This window comes from Vibrio rubrogenes (assembly GCF_059641415.1).
This window is the reverse complement of the sequence record NZ_JCARSY010000001.1, coordinates 300657-317228: the sequence shown is the minus strand read 5'-3', so window position 1 is coordinate 317228 and position 16572 is coordinate 300657. Positions and strand designations below refer to the sequence as shown.

Here is a 16572-nt window from a genome sequence, read left to right as displayed (position 1 = left end):
TTCAAAAATATAAATTTAAATTTTTTTTAATATTTAAAATATTTTTTAAATTAATAAATGTTGTAAATTTACAACAAAATGTATTCAGTGAAGTGAATACAACTGCGCAATTGATTGATGTGAGACGATTTAATGCAAGAACAAAAATTTATCGGTGCCCATGTGTCTGCTGCGGGAGGTGTTGAAAATGCACCGCTCCGTGCGCATGAAATTGGTGCAAACAGTTTTGCACTTTTTACTAAAAATCAGCGACAGTGGCAGGCGAAACCGTTGTTGCAAAGTTCCATTGATGCATTTCAGGCGAACTGCCGGACATATGGGTTTGAACCCCAACATATTCTGCCGCATGATTCCTATTTAATTAATTTGGGCGCCCCGGATCCGGAAAAGCTGGAGAAATCACGTGCTGCTTTCGTTGATGAAATGGAGCGCTGTCGGTTGCTCGGACTACGCCTACTGAACTTTCATCCCGGCAGTCATCTTAACCAGATCAGTGAAGATGCGTGTCTGGAAACGATTGCTGCATCCATTAATCTCGCTCATCAACAGGTACCTGAAGTGATTGCCGTGATTGAGAATACGGCAGGACAGGGCAGTAATCTCGGTTGGCAGTTTGAACATCTGGCTCGAATTATCGAGTTGGTCGATGATCAGGAACGAGTCGGTGTGTGTCTGGATACTTGCCACTTATTTGCCGCTGGATACGACCTGAGAACGGCAACCGCTTGTCAGCAGACGTTTGCTGAGTTTGATCAACGTGTTGGGATGCACTACCTCAGAGCAATGCATCTTAATGATTCAAAAATCGATCTGGGTGGTCGGGTTGACCGTCATCATGCATTAGGGGAAGGGATGATCGGTTGGGATTGCTTTGAATATATTGCCAAAGATCCGCGTTTTAATGATATCCCATTGATTTTAGAGACAATTAAACCAGAATTATGGCCGCAAGAAATTCAGACTTTACGTGACTACTCCACAACTGTTAATTCAGATATCGTTCCTGCATAACTTGGCACATTTTTTTCATGGGATATTGGGTGTTTCATTTTTAGACATTGTGTCTCTGGAGGCTGCTATGTCATACATTACCCATTCAATATCCCGTCCGTCATCTCCTTTACCGACACCGAACCGTCATGTCTCCGGACCGGGGGGACGCCATCGCGGTGTGCCACCGCGTGGTCGATAAAACAAATTGGCATCTTTGCGGTGCAACTCGATTCTGTTTATGAGTAGAATAGAACCATTCTCGACATTACTTTAGGATGGTTCATGACAAACTCACTGACGTGGCACGATGTAATCGGTGCGGAAAAACAGCAGCCTTATTTTCAGGAAACGCTTGCTTATGTAGAGCAACAGCGTCGGCAAGGAAAGGTGGTTTATCCGCCAGCGAAAGATGTGTTTAACGCTTTTCGCTATACAGAGTTCAGTGACGTGAAAGTTGTCATCCTCGGACAAGACCCGTATCACGGGCCCAATCAGGCACATGGACTCTGTTTTTCTGTGTTGCCGGGCGTGAAAACACCACCGTCCTTAGTCAATATGTATAAAGAGCTTGCTCAAGATATCCCCGGCTTTTCGATACCGGAGCACGGTTACTTGAAAAATTGGGCTGAGCAAGGTGTATTCCTGCTGAATACGGTTTTAACCGTCGAGCAGGGGAAAGCTCATTCTCATGCGGGTACCGGCTGGGAGACATTTACAGACAAAGTGATTGCAGAAATTAACCGGCATCGACAAAACGTTGTCTTTCTTCTGTGGGGATCTCACGCGCAGAAAAAAGGGCATTTTATTGATCGTCAAAAGCATTGTGTTTTAACTGCGCCTCATCCCTCTCCTTTATCGGCTCATCGCGGCTTCTTTGGCTGTAAACATTTTTCTAAAGCAAATCAGTATCTTCAAGAACATGGCGAGACGCCTGTTAACTGGCAGCCGATTCTGGACTAGATCATCGCAGAGAAATTGTATTTTTTACGACCAGAATCAAATCAGCCCCCCGATAAGTTATATACAATTTGTTTATCACATTATGAACCGGAGAGGCGACATGATGATAGAACGGATTCGTCGGGAACATGGTTACATGACCCGTTTATTAGCCATCCTCAAACGGAAGTTGCAAAGACTTCAGAGTGAACAGGCCGTCAATTACTCCCTGATTAAAGAGATTGTCGATTATTTGTGTTCACATTCAGAAGCCGCGCATCATCCAAAAGAGGATTTAATCTACCAGTACTATATGGAAAAGTACGGGGAAAAGGAGTATATCGCTGATCTGGAAGCTGACCATCGTAATCTGTCGGAAAAAACGCATGAGTTCCTTGGTGTGATTGATATGATTTTGCAGGACGTTATTGTTCCTCAGGATGTATTTATCAATCAGTTATCTGATTTTATTGTGGAACAGAAACGTCATTTGGATCTGGAAGAAAAAGACATTTTGCCGCTAATTAAGCAGACCTTTACTGTTGAGGATTGGCAGCATGTTGAAGGGCAATGGACACAAAACGAAGATGACCCCGTTTTCGGTGAGACCATTGCTGATCGGTATAAGCAGCTTGCTCAGCTTGTTAGAGAAGAGATGCTGGAAGGTAAATAATACGAAAAAAGGTTCCCGAAGGGGAACCTTTTTTCACTCTCTCAGATATCGATATCATCGAGTTCAAGACTGATATCCATATCCATCAGTTCTTTCTGTAATCGGCGTTTATCGCGTATTGCTTCTATTTCTCTCCACATTCGCTTTGTTGGTTTAGAGCGGGTTACTCGGATTTTACTAATCTCTTTTTCAAGTAAATCTTCAAAGTGCAAATCATCCATAATTAGCCTCTTCTATTATGTATGCTCTATGACGAAATCTGCTCTGTATGAGTCTTAAATATCACAACTGAAGTAAGTATATCTATGATATGTTTCTCATTTGTTTCGATTTGATGACTTATTTCTGAACAAAGATCCCTGTTTTTATGCTGAGGAAAATAAAATTGTACGTTTTTTGTGCTATCAGACGTCGCGAGCATACTACAAATTTTTCTGAGATTGTTAACAAACTTGAGTGATGGACAACTGAATGTGTCAATTTTGAGGTGATGTTCCAAACGAATCAGGTGACTTGTCTTCGGTAACGCCTTAGGTAACTGTCAACATTGGTGAAACGCTTGAATCATACAACGCCTCTGTCGCTCTAAAATTCGCTTTTTTTGGCAACTTTGTAAAGCATTATTTTAAATAAATGTTGGTTTTTTGTTTTTTACTTGTGTGAGTTTGTTAAGAGTATGATTATAAAAATAGCCTTTTCGAACAGTGTTGTGTATTGATTTTTTGTCTGTTCGATAGCATTATCTTCGGCGCTGAGTGAATGTGTTTGCGATTTGTTCGGATATATATGCTAGGAACAACAGGGACTGTTGCTAATAAATTATTATAAGATAGGGAAATATCAAGTGATGGTGTAGAGCAAACTTGTGCTCTGAACTCTTTAAAGAGGTTCTTGTGACAGACTTAATCAATTTATTAAATGACCTGCTTTGGGGGTCAATCCTTGTTTATCTATTGGTGGGCGTCGGGATTTACTTTACTGTCCGACTTGAGTTTATTCAAATTCGTCATTTCCGCCATATGTTCAGTGTGTTGAAAAATAGCCGTAAATCAGATACTGCGGGCATTTCTTCTTTTCAGGCTTTATGTACCAGTCTTGCCGCCAGAGTCGGAACCGGAAACATGGCAGGTGTTGCCGTGGCACTCACAGCCGGTGGGCCGGGCGCTATTTTTTGGATGTGGATGACTGCGATGGTCGGGATGGCGACGTCCTTTGCCGAAAGTACATTAGCGCAATTATATAAGACCAAAGATCGTGATGGTAACTATCGTGGTGGTCCTGCTTATTACATGGAAAAAGGTTTAGGAATGCGTTGGATGGGGGTGCTGTTCTCCATTTTCCTGATGATTGCATTCGGCTTGGTTTTCAATGCTGTGCAAGCCAACTCGATTACCAATGCCATGAATACCGCATTTGGCTATGAACCGATGTATATCGGGATTGGTATTGTTATTTTATCCGCGTTTGTAATTTTCGGTGGTATCCGGAAAATTGCCCGCACGGCTGAATTAATTGTTCCGGTGATGGCTCTGGCCTATTTGGCGATTGCGATTTTCATTCTACTGACGAACCTCGATAAGCTTCCGGCAGTATTTGGCCTGATTTTTAAAAGTGCTTTTGGTTTTCAGGAAGCCGCTGCCGGTGGTCTGGGCTATATGATTGCTCAAGCGATGATCAATGGCGTCAAACGTGGACTGTTTTCAAATGAGGCAGGGATGGGGTCTGCACCGAATGCTGCTGCAACGGCGACACCATATCCACCGCACCCTGCGTCTCAGGGCTATGTACAGATGCTGGGTGTGTTTATTGATACTATCGTGATCTGTTCTGCCACAGTTGCGATTATTTTGATGTCGGGTGAGTATGTGCCGCATGGTGAAATTACCGGGATTGAATTAACTCAGCGTGCGCTGGACTCTCAGGTCGGTGGATGGGGCAGTATTTTTGTTGCCTTTGCTATTTTCTTTTTTGCCTTCACGTCAATTATTGCCAACTACTCTTATGCTGAAACAAACTTGGTGTTCCTTGAACACAACAATAAAAAAGGCTTAGCGATTTTCCGGGTAGTTTTCCTGGCGATGGTCATGTTTGGTTCTTTAGCGACATTACCGACTGTTTGGTCGATGGCGGATGTGTCGATGGGACTGATGGCAATTGTCAATCTGATTGCGATTCTGTTGTTATCCGGCATCGTCGTGAAGTTGGCAAAAGATTATAACCGCCAGTTGAAAGCCGGCAAACTACCAACCTTTAATGTGAAGGACTACCCTGAATTGCAATCTCAGCTAGAAGAAGGCATTTGGGAAAAGTCGAAAGATTAATTATTGGTAAAACCGATAGTAAGGATTGAGAAAGCCATGCAGACAACGCATGGCTTTTTTTGTACGCTATGCAATAGAAAGTATCGGATTCACTGTGAATCTGATTCGTCACACATATAACATCAATATTGATCAGCAGAGAAAGGAATAGAGTATGTTAATCGTCGTTTCCCCCGCTAAAACCCTGGATTATGAGTCGCCCTTAAAGACCGATAAACATACGCTGCCTGAATTGCTCGAACATTCAGAAATTTTAATCGAAGTCTGCCGTCAGCTTACTCCGGCTGATATTGCTTCGCTGATGAAAGTGAGTGATAAGATTGCCGGCCTGAATGTCGCCCGATTCGCAGAGTGGGATAAAAAGTTCTCTTTTGAAAATGCTCGTCAAGCCATTCTGGCATTCAAAGGGGATGTTTATACCGGCCTTGAAGCTGAAACCCTCTCTGACGATGATCTGGATTATGCGCAGCTACATTTGCGGATGTTATCAGGCCTTTATGGTTTACTGAAGCCTCTTGATTTAATGCAGCCTTATCGGTTGGAAATGGGGACGAAACTGAGCAATCCTCGTGGCAATAATCTTTATCAGTTTTGGGGCGATGTGATTACTGACAAGCTGAATGAGGCTATTCAAGAGCAGGGAGATAACATTCTGGTGAATCTGGCATCAAACGAGTATTTTAAAGCGGTTCATGTCAAAGGATTGGATGCTCAAGTGATCACTCCGGTATTTAAAGACTGTAAAAATAGTCAATATAAAGTGATTAGCTTCTACGCAAAAAAAGCGAGAGGCATGATGGCTCGTTATATTATTGAGAATCGGATTTCATCTGTAGAGAAATTGTTGGAATTCGATGTTGCCGGGTATCGCTATGATGCCGGAGAGTCCACTGCAACAGAATTGGTTTTCAAACGAGAAGAACAGTAATTGTTCGGAGGACAGGCTGATGTGGCGTTGGTTGAAACGTTGTCTGGCTCGTTACGATAACTGGTGTCAGCGTATGGGCTTAACCCCGGCACAAAAACGAAGTTGCGTGCCTTATCGGAGTGAGACGAGCAATGCAAAGCAAAAAGATGGTAAAGATAGTTAAGCCTCGACTGTTTGATACGCATTGCCATTTTGATTTTGAGCCATTTCAGTCTGAAATAGCGTGGCACTGGCAGCAGGCTTCTGATGCCGGTGTTTCACGCCTTCTGATTCCTTCGGTGGGGAGCAGTAACTGGGATGCGGTGCAAAAATTGGCGACTATCGCACCGCAGCAATTATACTATGCACTTGGTTTTCATCCCTATTTTTTAAATACCGATAGCGCAGAAATGAGTGGCTCTGAACGGATGGCGTTTTTAGAAGAGCGTCTGGCCGCTTCTGATGAGAATTGTGTCGCGATCGGGGAGTGTGGATTGGATGCGGTGGTCGATGTTCCGCCGACGATTCAGGAAGAGTTCTTTATCGCTCAACTGAGAATCGCTCAGAATGCCGGATTACCGGTGATTCTCCATAGTCGTAAGACTCAGTCACGCTTGTTACAGCTGATCAAACAGCATCAGTTTACCCACGGTGGAGTCTTACATGCATTTTCTGGCAGTGAACAACAAGCGCAGGCATTTATCCAGTTAGGGTTTAAAATTGGTATCGGTGGTGTGATTACCTATCCACGGGCCGCAAAGACACGGCGAACCGTTGCTCGACTTCCGATCGAGGCTTTAGTGCTGGAAACGGATGCCCCCGACATGCCACTGTGCGGATTGCAGGGGCAGCCGAATCATCCCAAATATTTACCGTTGGTTTTACAAGCTTTGGCGCAACTGAGGGAGTGTGTCGTGGCGGATATTGCAGAGCGCTTATGGCTGAATAGTCATCAGATCTTTGGTATTGATGCAGATTGACTGCTCAATGTGCGATTTCCTGAATACCAACATCGCCCGATCAACACGTACCATCTTGTCTGCAATGGCGCAAATGGAGTCCCTCTCAATTCAATTGTGAATTCAATCACTTGTTTGGATTACCGCTGGCAGCAGAGGTTAAGCGGATGAAAACAAATTTTTCATATCCCCCAGTACAAGGTGCAGGTTGTGTCTCATCACATGAATGATATTCAGATGTCGCAGAGATAATTATCAGCGCCTCACTTTTCACCTTTATATACCTATATTCCTATATTGAAATGCCATTGTTGGTCTACCCTTAATGGCAACGTATTCACTGAGTAAATTCATAAATATATGGATAGTTGTTCAGCCTATCGATTGAGTAAGCAAAAAATCGACTTTTTCGTATAGATCACATTTTTTTTAATGTTTAATATGGTATTTAACTGTTTGTGTTTGTTTTTTGTTAAAAACAGCATACTTTATAATAAAATATGTAATTTTTTGCGATATGTATCATCTATTTTTGTAATTTAATTAATGTTGTTTCATTTTGGTGCAATCTCAAGAGCAAGGAAGTTCAACATCAAATAGTTGATATTTCTATATAATGTAATGTTTGATATGCCACAAAATTCTCAAGTGGTTTATCTGATATAGTTATTTTTGCTAGCTGATTCTATTTTTGGGGCAATCGTTTGATATCTGCAAACGGTCGTATTGTGTATCTATTGCATATAACCTTGTTTGCGTGATGTTGATTTTTTGTTAACAAAAAATATTGAATGACTTTCGGTTTGGCAGTTTTTGTGATTAGTATCAATAATTGTGGTGAATGATTTTTCTTTTGTGGATAAATGTGTGACCTGTAATTGCTTTTGATTTGGGGCATCGTATAATCCGCCACCGAAACGTCTTCCTCCACTCAAACGAATAATTCACATATAAGGATTCATAAACTATGGGCTTGTTTATGAGCTTAGTGGGAATGGCTGTTCTAATTGGAATTGCCTTTCTGCTTTCAGATAATCGTAAAGCGATCAATTTTAGAACGGTTGGCGGAGCTTTTGCCATCCAATTTTTATTAGGTGGTTTTGTTCTTTATAACCCTTGGGGACGTGATCTTCTGGCGGGGTTAACCGCTGGTGTGCAGAACGTCATTAACTACGGCAAGGATGGTACAGGATTCTTGTTTGGCAACTTAGTGAACTTCTCGGTTGATGGGCTGGGTTTCATCTTCGCGTTTCAAGTTCTCCCGGCGGTGGTGTTCTTCTGCTCTCTGATTGCGGTGCTGTACTACATTGGTATTATGCCGATTGCCATTAAAATCATTGGTGGTGCATTGCAGAAAGCGTTGGGGACTTCTCGTGCGGAATCCATGTCTGCTGCTGCAAACATCTTCGTTGGCCAAACCGAGGCACCATTAGTGGTGCGTCCTTATGTGCCGAAAATGACACAGTCTGAGCTGTTTGCCATCATGTGTGGTGGCTTGGCTTCGATTGCGGGTAGTGTTCTTGCCGGATATGCTGCAATGGGTGTTCGTTTGGAGTTTCTGGTTGCAGCCTCTTTTATGGCCGCACCGGGTGGTTTACTGTTTGCGAAAATTATGAAACCAGAAACCGAAACGCCACATAGTCAGGAACTGACGGATTTTGATGAAGGCAATGACAAACCATCGAACTTGATTGATGCGGCAGCAAGCGGTGCGTCCACAGGGATGCAACTGGCGCTGAATATCGGTGCTATGTTACTGGCGTTCATCGGTTTGATTGCTTTAATCAACGGTATGCTTGGTGGTATTGGCGGTTGGTTTGGGATGCCAGAACTTTCTTTAAATCTGCTTCTTGGCTGGTTGTTCTCACCATTGGCCTTTATCATCGGCGTTCCTTGGGCTGAGGCAACAACGGCCGGTTCATTTATCGGGCAAAAAATCGTCTTGAATGAGTTTGTCGCTTATTCCAATTTTGTGCCTTACATTGGTGATCAGGCTCAGGTTGTTGCTGCGACAGGACACGTGATGTCAGAGAAAACAACAGCAATTATCTCTTTCGCCTTATGCGGTTTTGCGAACTTATCTTCTATTGCCATTTTGTTAGGTGGTTTGGGTGGAATCGCACCGAATCGCAGGCATGACATTGCGCGAATGGGTGTGAAAGCCGTAATTGCCGGGACATTATCGAATCTGATGGCTGCAACAATTGCCGGATTCTTCCTCTCTTTTTAATTAAGAGCAAGGTGATTACTGATTATGATTGCGCCTCAGGGTCGAGACCTTGAGGCCTTTTTTATTTGTGACGATTTCGATCGCCAATAATAGAATGAGATACAAACCGATTGCGCTATCAGTAGAGAAACTCTTCTCCTATATCCCGACTTGTTAGTGAGATAAAATGGTCAGATGTCGATTTGAGATGGTTTATTAAAGGAGTCGTGTATGAACGAATTACAATTAGCTGCTCAACGGGCGTTAACCTTAATGGATTTAACCACGTTGAATGACGATGATACTGAAGAAAAAGTAATTTCATTGTGTCAGAGTGCAAAGACACCTTTTGGAACAACGGCTGCTATTTGTATTTATCCTCGCTTTATTCCTATTGCTAAAAAAACGCTCCAAGAGCAAGGTACACCCAATATCAGGATCGCGACGGTCACCAATTTCCCTCATGGACGGGATGATATTGAGGCTGCGGTTGCGGAAACCCGAGCTGCGGTTGCTGACGGTGCAGATGATGTTGATGTGGTTTTTCCTTATCGCGCTTTAATGAACGGGAATGAACAGGTTGGTTTTGACTTGGTCAAACAATGTAAAGCGGCTTGCGGTGATGACGTTCTGCTAAAAGTAATTCTTGAAACAGGTGAATTGAAAACAGAAGCATTGATCAAGCAAGCTTCGGAAATCGCGATTCGCGCGGGTGCTGACTTTATTAAAACTTCGACCGGTAAAGTAGCAGAGAATGCGACACCCGAGTATGCCAAGATGATGTTGGAAGTGATCCGTGATCTGGGTGTGGCTGATAAAGTCGGTTTTAAACCAGCCGGTGGTGTAAAAACAGCACAGGAAGCAGCGCTGTACCTGTCGATGGTTGACGAGATGATGGGAGAAGCTTGGGCTGACAGTCGCCACTACCGTTTCGGAGCATCCAGTTTGTTGAATGATCTATTGGCAACATTGGAAGGTACAGAAGCAGCTCAAAGTTCTGATTCATATTAATCCGTGTGATCTGATAGTTAGTTAAGGAGAAAGAGATGGCTACGCCACATATTAATGCTGAAATGGGAGATTTTGCCGATGTCGTCTTGATGCCGGGAGATCCACTTAGAGCAAAATATATTGCTGAAACCTTTTTAGACGACGTTGTACAAGTTTGCGACGTGAGAAACATGTTCGGTTATACCGGAACGTATAAAGGTCGGAAGATTTCTGTGATGGGACATGGCATGGGGATTCCATCTTGTTCTATTTATGTCACAGAGCTGATTAAAGATTTTGGTGTGAAGAAAGTGATTCGCGTTGGCAGTTGTGGTGCAGTTCGTTCAGATGTACATATTCGTGATGTGGTCATCGGAATGGGTGCTTGTACCGATTCAAAAGTCAATCGTATCCGCTTTAAGAATCATGATTTTTCGGCTATTGCTGATTATCAGATGGTGAAAGCGGCTGAAGAAGCTGCCAAAGCGCGCGGTATTGATGTGAAAGTCGGTAACCTGTTTTCAGCGGAGCTATTTTATACACCGGATCCAGACATGTTTGATGTGATGGATAAATACGGCATTATCGGTGTAGAAATGGAAGCGGCCGGTATTTATGGTGTCGCTGCCGAATATGGTGCGAAAGCATTAACGATTTGTACCGTATCCGATCATATCAAGACTGGTGAACAGACCACCGCTCAGGAGCGTCAAACGACCTTCAGCGACATGATTGAGATTGCGCTTGAATCCGTATTGATTGGTGATGCGCAGTAAGGCTACACTTGGTTGAGCAATTGAATGACAGGGTGGCAGTGTTCACCCTGCATTTTTTAATAGTAAATTTTCACCCTGACGAGCTCGTCTTTTTTGACGGTGGAGTAATAGGGTCAGCAGAATACCGCTGGTAAAGCTAGCCAAGATCATTAAATACATATAACGATCACTTTTCCGATAATGGTGATCGGAGATGGCCGTCACTTTCCCCGTTTCAAAAGTAATGCGAATGAAACCGATTACATTGTTGTCGTGTAGAACCGGTTCAACCAACTGTTGTCTGCCAATACTCGCTGTTTTCAGCGGTGTATCCAGACCTAAGACATCCCGGACACTGAGTGCTGAGTCGCTTGCGGCAATTTGCACACCTTCAGCATCATAAATCGTTGCGTCAAACACTAATCGATCGCGTGCCAGTTGATTGGTCAGAGACTTCAGCTTTTCTTCATCCTGATCAACTAAAAAGCTACTGGCCGTGAGCGAGGCTTGTGAGATCAGCAGTTTCGTCAGGGTCTCCAGTTGATTGGCCTGAATTTTTTCATTGCCTTTACTAATCATCACACTGTTTTCTGCCGTAAAGACAAACATCATGACAACACAGAGGACTGCAATGATGCGTAGAACTACGCGTAGCGAGAACAGGGAACCACTCATCGTACCTTAACCACAAAAATTTTATCAGAAGTCATATTGATACTTGCGTTTTTAAATTGCAATAGGTTAACGTCGGGTTACTTTCATTACAGGTAAATTTCATGAACTCGCAAAAGACATTGTTAATTACACAAAAGACGGCACTCGCTGAACAGTTGCAGCAACGGATTCAAGATGTTCAGGCGAACTGGATTTTATACAGTGCCTCCCTGTCTCCTGATTTTTTTACTCAGCTTGATGAATTAACCGGCATGTACAATCCGATCCGTCGAATTTGGCGAGTCGGTCACTATGATGTAGCTTTGATGGCCGGAGATTTAACGAGATCTCATGAACAGAGTCTTCAACAGTTACAGGTTGACTATGCCAGCCTTGAAGCGCTCCCCGATTTGAGCCAACCGGGATTGTTACTGATGGACATGGACTCCACTGCAATTCAGATTGAATGTATTGATGAAATCGCCAAACTGGCCGGGGTTGGGGCAGAAGTATCAGCAGTCACGGAACGAGCGATGCAGGGAGAGCTTGATTTCGAGCAGAGTCTCCGTCAGCGTGTCGCTCAACTAACCGGTGCGGATGCAAATATTCTCACGCAGGTTCGGGAGGTGCTGCCTTTGATGCCGGAGTTGCGGGAGTTGATCTCGGCATTAAAAGAGTTCGGTTGGCGAACTGCAATTGCGTCCGGTGGATTTACTTATTTCTCTGATTACTTGCAAGAGACGCTCGCACTGGATTTCGCGCAATCTAATGTACTGGAAATTGTCGATGGTCAACTGACAGGGAACGTATTGGGTGATGTCGTTTCTGCGCAGACCAAAGCAGATATTCTATGCCGCCTGACGGCTCAATATGGTCTTAAACCAGCCAATACGATTGCGGTCGGTGATGGTGCAAATGACTTGGTGATGATGGATGCTGCCGGATTAGGGATTGCGTTTCATGCCAAACCGAAAGTCGAAGCTCAGGCTCAGTCTGCGATTCGCTATGCTCAGTTGGGTGGCATTCTCTGTATTTTATCCGTAAGCTTGGTATTGCAATCTTAGTATTGCCGTTTTAGTTATCACCGTTTTCGTGATGGGCAGCAGGATACGATTGGCATCTCGTATCTTGCCGCCTCTTCCGATGCCGAACTAGTTGATTTCCAGACGGAGTAGCACTTCTTCGGTAATATCGAAAAATTCACCATAACCGACAATTGAAGCAATCGATTTTTCGATGCTTTTGGCGTGATGCATACTAATGAGTGACAGTTCATCCAGATCGGAACGTAGTAATGTCGCGACAGGGTGAAATACAGCGATGGCACAATATCTGAGAATATAAATATCGCCCATAACTAATGAGTCCTGAATAAAGGAAATCCGTTCTTGGGCAGTTGTAAAATCGGATAACAAGCGTGTTTCAATCGACTGGATCCGGCTACCGTATTTTCTGACGGAAAAATAGATATCAAAATAGTGAGGCCTTGCGCCATCGACATGTTTCATCGGTTGCGCGATCAGGGTATTACTATGTCCTTTAAAAATCGGATCAAGGGACATATAGCCTTCCCCGTGCCCGAGTTTGGCCAGCAAAACCTGATAGGGAGACAGTGGACTACTGATCCCAATCGCAGTGGTTTTGAGATAAGCGCCCTGACGTTCGACAAAGATCGGTGAGCAGACAATTTTATCCAACAGAATGTGATGCAGCCCTTCGAGTAGCGCCAAAGTGGGGCGAACTTCATCGTTTTCGGTTAACTTATCTCGGTTGCTTTCAATTAATCGATTGAAAAAACGAATAATTTTGATGGTTTGACTATCTTCCTGAATCGCTAACTGAATCCGTTGACCATTCGGTGTGATTCGGGCGACCTGATAGGGGACCTGATCCAATGGTAATTTCTTGTTATAGAGTTTTAGTTCAATAAAATCGACACTGACCGGATCCCCGACCTTCAGGACAACGGGCGTTTCAAGGGTGATGTAAACCCCCCGTTTGGACAGATCAATAGTTTTGCCACTGATGGCATCGCCTTGAGCCGTTTGAATCGTGACCGGAGAACTTAACCGATAACGGGGTTCTTTGCGCTGAGAACGGGCATCAAAGAAAATCGAAATAGGGTAGCCGTTCACTTTTCTTGGATGACGAAAGATATTTAACTCACTGCTGGGCATTTTCGGTTTATCGACGAGCAAGTAATCTGAAGCGGTTTCTGGATTACTGACTTCTTGTAATATCCCGCAGTGAGTCAGTGATGAAAGATGCTTGGTCAGCTCCGGTGATTCTGTGGCAAGACTTTCCCGTTCCTGAGCGCTGAGTTCAAACATTGAGATTCGGAAAGCGCGCCACGATTCCTTCTTTGCACCGATGTGCCAAAATAATTTACGTAGTTCAGGTGTCGCTTCTGACTTCATCATGGAAAAAAACAAACATCTTTCCTGATAGTCATGTTTAAAGGTATAGAGAGTATTGCTGCTTTCACTCACCCCTTGCTTAGCAAGAAGCGACATTCGTTGCGGGTTAAACAGATTGCCCAGCGACTGTTGATTTCTTTCATCATGCCAATACTGCCAGATGTCATGGTTGCTTTCAGTTAAAAGGACAACTTTGAGCTCATTCCCCTCAAAGAACATTGGCAACTGGCAAGCATGTTTCAGAAATGTATGTTCGTAGGCTCGGGTTCTGGCCCGCATGATTTTGTCTTGATTGTCGTGACGTGCTTTTTGGGTTTCATTGAACAGGTGTTCCTGAATAACTTGCTCGATCACCTGCGTTTCGGTCAGCTTGATCAGCCGAAGAAACTTGACCGCATCATTTTCAAGCGATTCATCAATACCAAGTATGCGATACTCTATCGGAGATTGCAGAGCTTCAATATGCGGATGTTTTTGCTCCAGTTCCGTGAAATGAAGCTGAATGCTTTCTCCTAATTTATAGCTAAAAGCTGAGGGAACTTTGATCTTTGCACCAGAAGGGGAAAAGTCGAGTGTGACGGCAGCAACCAACTGTCCATTTGATAATGTGATATCAACCTGTGAAGCAAGCTTCATCCGGTTTTCTCTGCGCTTCAGGTCGTAACCTAATTGAATCGTTTCTACTTCAAAAGGGCTATTCGAATCAGTAACACTGGGCTGGTTGTCGATATTTCTCTCTTTCATAACCCGAAAATTGTTACGGGTATTATAAAGCGCTTCCCATACCCCTTCGGTATAACCGCCAAATTTTTTGATATATTTGTAGTAGTCATTAAAGGCGACATCATCAAGCCAATGGCGCAGACCATCCAGATGGTATTCTCGACATTCCCCCTGAACGCGTCCACGGAGATCGACGATCTTGGTACAGGGCCCCATGACCCGGTTCAACTCCATTTTCACTAACAATTTGACAGAGGGCTGGTCACCTTCTGTCATCTGTGACAGAATTTTTTCAAAATCCTCTGACTTATAAGCTGGAATTAATTTTTCCGCGATAGATCTAATTTCTGTTTTCTGCATAATTATTTATGATGTCCACGCTCTGAAATAATTATCGGCCTTTTTCGTCAATTATTTAATGAGTTATTTGTTATTTTCGGGTTTGGTCGAATTAAACTGTATACTGAATCACATTCCATAGTCGAGTTGAGGGGATATGGCGAAGACAAAAAGAGCATACGTTTGTAATGATTGTGGTGCGGATTTTCCTCGCTGGCAAGGGCAATGTAATGCATGTGGCGCATGGAATACCATTACGGAAGTCCGTTTGGCTGCATCTCCTCAGGTTTCTCGGAACGAGCGATTGAGTGGTTATGCAGGCGGAACGACTGAAGCCAAAGTTCAGACACTGGCAGATATTGACCTGCAAGAAGTCCCGCGTTTTACCAGTGGGTTCAAAGAACTGGACCGTGTTTTGGGCGGTGGCGTCGTCCCCGGCGCTGCAATCCTGATCGGTGGTAACCCCGGAGCCGGGAAATCAACGTTATTGTTACAGGTTATGTGTTATCTCGCTCACGGGGTTCCGACACTGTATGTCACCGGAGAGGAGTCGCTCCAGCAGGTTGCGATGCGAGCTTCTCGTTTGGGATTGCCGAAAGATCGGCTCCGAATGTTATCTGAAACCAGTGTTGACCGAATCTGCCAGATTGCCGAACAAGAGCAGCCGAAGGTCATGGTGATAGACTCGATTCAGGTCATGCATGTTGCTGATGTTCAGTCATCGCCGGGCAGTGTCGCTCAAGTTCGGGAATCCGCTACGGCATTGACCCGTTACGCTAAACAAAATCATGTTGCACTGTTTATTGTCGGTCACGTCACGAAAGATGGTACGCTGGCAGGGCCGAAAGTGCTGGAACATATTATTGACTGCTCAGTGTTGTTGGACGGCGGGACAGACAGCCGTTTTCGCACACTAAGAAGTCACAAAAACCGCTTCGGAGCCGTGAACGAACTGGGCGTTTTTGCGATGACCGGGCAAGGTATGAGAGAAGTCAACAATCCCTCTGCTATATTCTTATCCAGAGGTGAAGAAGAAACATCCGGTAGTTCTGTCATGGTGGTCTGGGAAGGCACGCGTCCGCTACTGGTCGAGATTCAAGCGCTGGTAGACTACTCGCAACTTGCGAATCCGCGTCGGGTGGCGGTCGGCCTTGAACAAAACCGTCTTTCTTTGCTTCTGGCTGTTTTACATAAGCACGGCGGTCTGATGATGGCTGATCAAGATGTGTTTGTGAATGTGGTTGGTGGCGTGAAAGTCACCGAAACCAGTGCAGATCTGGCACTGGTGATGGCCCTATTGTCGAGCTTTCGGGACCGGGCTTTACCCAAAGATGTGGTCATTTTTGGTGAAGTTGGCCTCGCCGGAGAGATTCGGCCGGTACCGAGCGGGCAGGAGCGGTTAAATGAAGCTTTCAAACATGGGTTTAAAAAAGCCATTATCCCTCATGCAAATATGCCGAAAGGCGGGATAGAAGGGATGCAAATCCATGCGGTTAAAAAATTGGCCGATGCGATTCAGGCATTTGATGAGCTTTAACTGCACAGATTGGGAAATGTACTTGTTTCTCAAATGAATAACCGACAAAAATATTGGAAGTCCTTGCAAATATGGGGATAGAAAATATTTTTCACCAAACCGCGAGCGGGGCTATCAGTCTTGACGGATTATGATATACTCTGCGCGCACTTTATA

At 44.2% G+C, this 16572-nt stretch carries 15 protein-coding genes; 12 read left to right on the top strand and 3 right to left on the bottom strand.

What is annotated here, in order from left to right; translation table 11 throughout:
- Positions 1 to 132 precede the first annotated feature (132 nt).
- The 3 genes from nfo (at position 133) to AC55NX_RS01530 (ending at position 2605) form a co-directional block, all read left to right on the top strand.
- Complete coding sequence (gene nfo / locus AC55NX_RS01540; RefSeq protein WP_496994143.1) at positions 133 to 1011, top strand: deoxyribonuclease IV; 879 nt, start codon at positions 133 to 135, stop codon at positions 1009 to 1011.
- Positions 1012 to 1275: 264 nt separating this feature from the next.
- Entirely contained in the window at positions 1276 to 1953 is a 678-nt protein-coding gene (gene ung, locus AC55NX_RS01535) for a uracil-DNA glycosylase (RefSeq protein ID WP_496994142.1), read from the top strand.
- 100 nt (positions 1954 to 2053) lie between these two features.
- Complete coding sequence (locus AC55NX_RS01530; protein ID WP_496994141.1) at positions 2054 to 2605, top strand: hemerythrin domain-containing protein; 552 nt, start codon at positions 2054 to 2056, stop codon at positions 2603 to 2605.
- Between the two features lie 41 nt (positions 2606 to 2646).
- Here AC55NX_RS01530 and AC55NX_RS01525 read toward each other — a convergent pair whose 3' ends face one another.
- Positions 2647 to 2826: a DUF3545 family protein gene (locus tag AC55NX_RS01525; RefSeq protein ID WP_496994140.1), complete on the bottom strand. Its 180-nt coding sequence runs from the start codon at positions 2824 to 2826 to the stop codon at positions 2647 to 2649.
- Between the two features lie 672 nt (positions 2827 to 3498).
- Between AC55NX_RS01525 and AC55NX_RS01520 the strand changes: the two genes are divergently transcribed.
- The 7 genes from AC55NX_RS01520 (at position 3499) to deoD (ending at position 10767) form a co-directional block, all read left to right on the top strand.
- Positions 3499 to 4926 carry an alanine/glycine:cation symporter family protein gene (locus AC55NX_RS01520; protein ID WP_496994139.1) on the top strand — a complete coding sequence of 476 codons (1428 nt, stop codon included), beginning with the start codon at positions 3499 to 3501 and terminating at the stop codon, positions 4924 to 4926.
- Positions 4927 to 5080: 154 nt separating this feature from the next.
- Positions 5081 to 5854, top strand: coding sequence for a peroxide stress protein YaaA (gene yaaA / locus AC55NX_RS01515; protein ID WP_496994138.1), 774 nt, complete (start codon positions 5081 to 5083; stop codon positions 5852 to 5854).
- Positions 5855 to 5873: 19 nt separating this feature from the next.
- The gene (locus tag AC55NX_RS01510) at positions 5874 to 6017 is read left to right on the top strand and encodes a DUF5363 family protein (RefSeq protein WP_197413094.1); all 144 of its coding nucleotides are present in this window, start codon (positions 5874 to 5876) and stop codon (positions 6015 to 6017) included.
- Positions 6001 to 6813: a TatD family hydrolase gene (locus AC55NX_RS01505; protein WP_496994137.1), complete on the top strand. Its 813-nt coding sequence runs from the start codon at positions 6001 to 6003 to the stop codon at positions 6811 to 6813. The genes AC55NX_RS01510 and AC55NX_RS01505 overlap by 17 nt, the downstream gene beginning before the upstream one ends.
- A gap of 946 nt (positions 6814 to 7759) precedes the next feature.
- Entirely contained in the window at positions 7760 to 9022 is a 1263-nt protein-coding gene (locus tag AC55NX_RS01500; protein ID WP_496994136.1) for a NupC/NupG family nucleoside CNT transporter, read from the top strand.
- 210 nt (positions 9023 to 9232) lie between these two features.
- A complete protein-coding gene (gene deoC, locus AC55NX_RS01495; protein WP_496994135.1) occupies positions 9233 to 10012 on the top strand; it encodes a deoxyribose-phosphate aldolase in 780 nt (259 codons plus the stop codon).
- A gap of 35 nt (positions 10013 to 10047) precedes the next feature.
- On the top strand, positions 10048 to 10767 hold the full coding sequence (gene deoD, locus AC55NX_RS01490; protein WP_496994134.1) for a purine-nucleoside phosphorylase: 720 nt from the start codon (positions 10048 to 10050) through the stop codon (positions 10765 to 10767).
- 42 nt (positions 10768 to 10809) lie between these two features.
- Here deoD and AC55NX_RS01485 read toward each other — a convergent pair whose 3' ends face one another.
- Positions 10810 to 11421 (bottom strand): YtjB family periplasmic protein, encoded by a 612-nt coding sequence (locus AC55NX_RS01485; RefSeq protein ID WP_496994133.1) that lies wholly within the window; start codon positions 11419 to 11421, stop codon positions 10810 to 10812.
- Between the two features lie 101 nt (positions 11422 to 11522).
- Here AC55NX_RS01485 and serB point away from each other — a divergent pair, with 101 nt between their 5' ends.
- Positions 11523 to 12464, top strand: a complete 942-nt coding sequence (gene serB / locus AC55NX_RS01480) for a phosphoserine phosphatase (RefSeq protein ID WP_496994132.1) — start codon at positions 11523 to 11525, stop codon at positions 12462 to 12464.
- An 87-nt stretch (positions 12465 to 12551) separates the two neighbouring features.
- Here serB and AC55NX_RS01475 read toward each other — a convergent pair whose 3' ends face one another.
- A complete protein-coding gene (locus AC55NX_RS01475; protein ID WP_496994131.1) occupies positions 12552 to 14900 on the bottom strand; it encodes a PilZ domain-containing protein in 2349 nt (782 codons plus the stop codon).
- Between the two features lie 136 nt (positions 14901 to 15036).
- On the opposite strand from AC55NX_RS01475, the gene radA reads away from it, so the two are divergent.
- Complete coding sequence (radA, locus tag AC55NX_RS01470; RefSeq protein WP_496994130.1) at positions 15037 to 16416, top strand: DNA repair protein RadA; 1380 nt, start codon at positions 15037 to 15039, stop codon at positions 16414 to 16416.
- Positions 16417 to 16572: the final 156 nt, after the last annotated feature.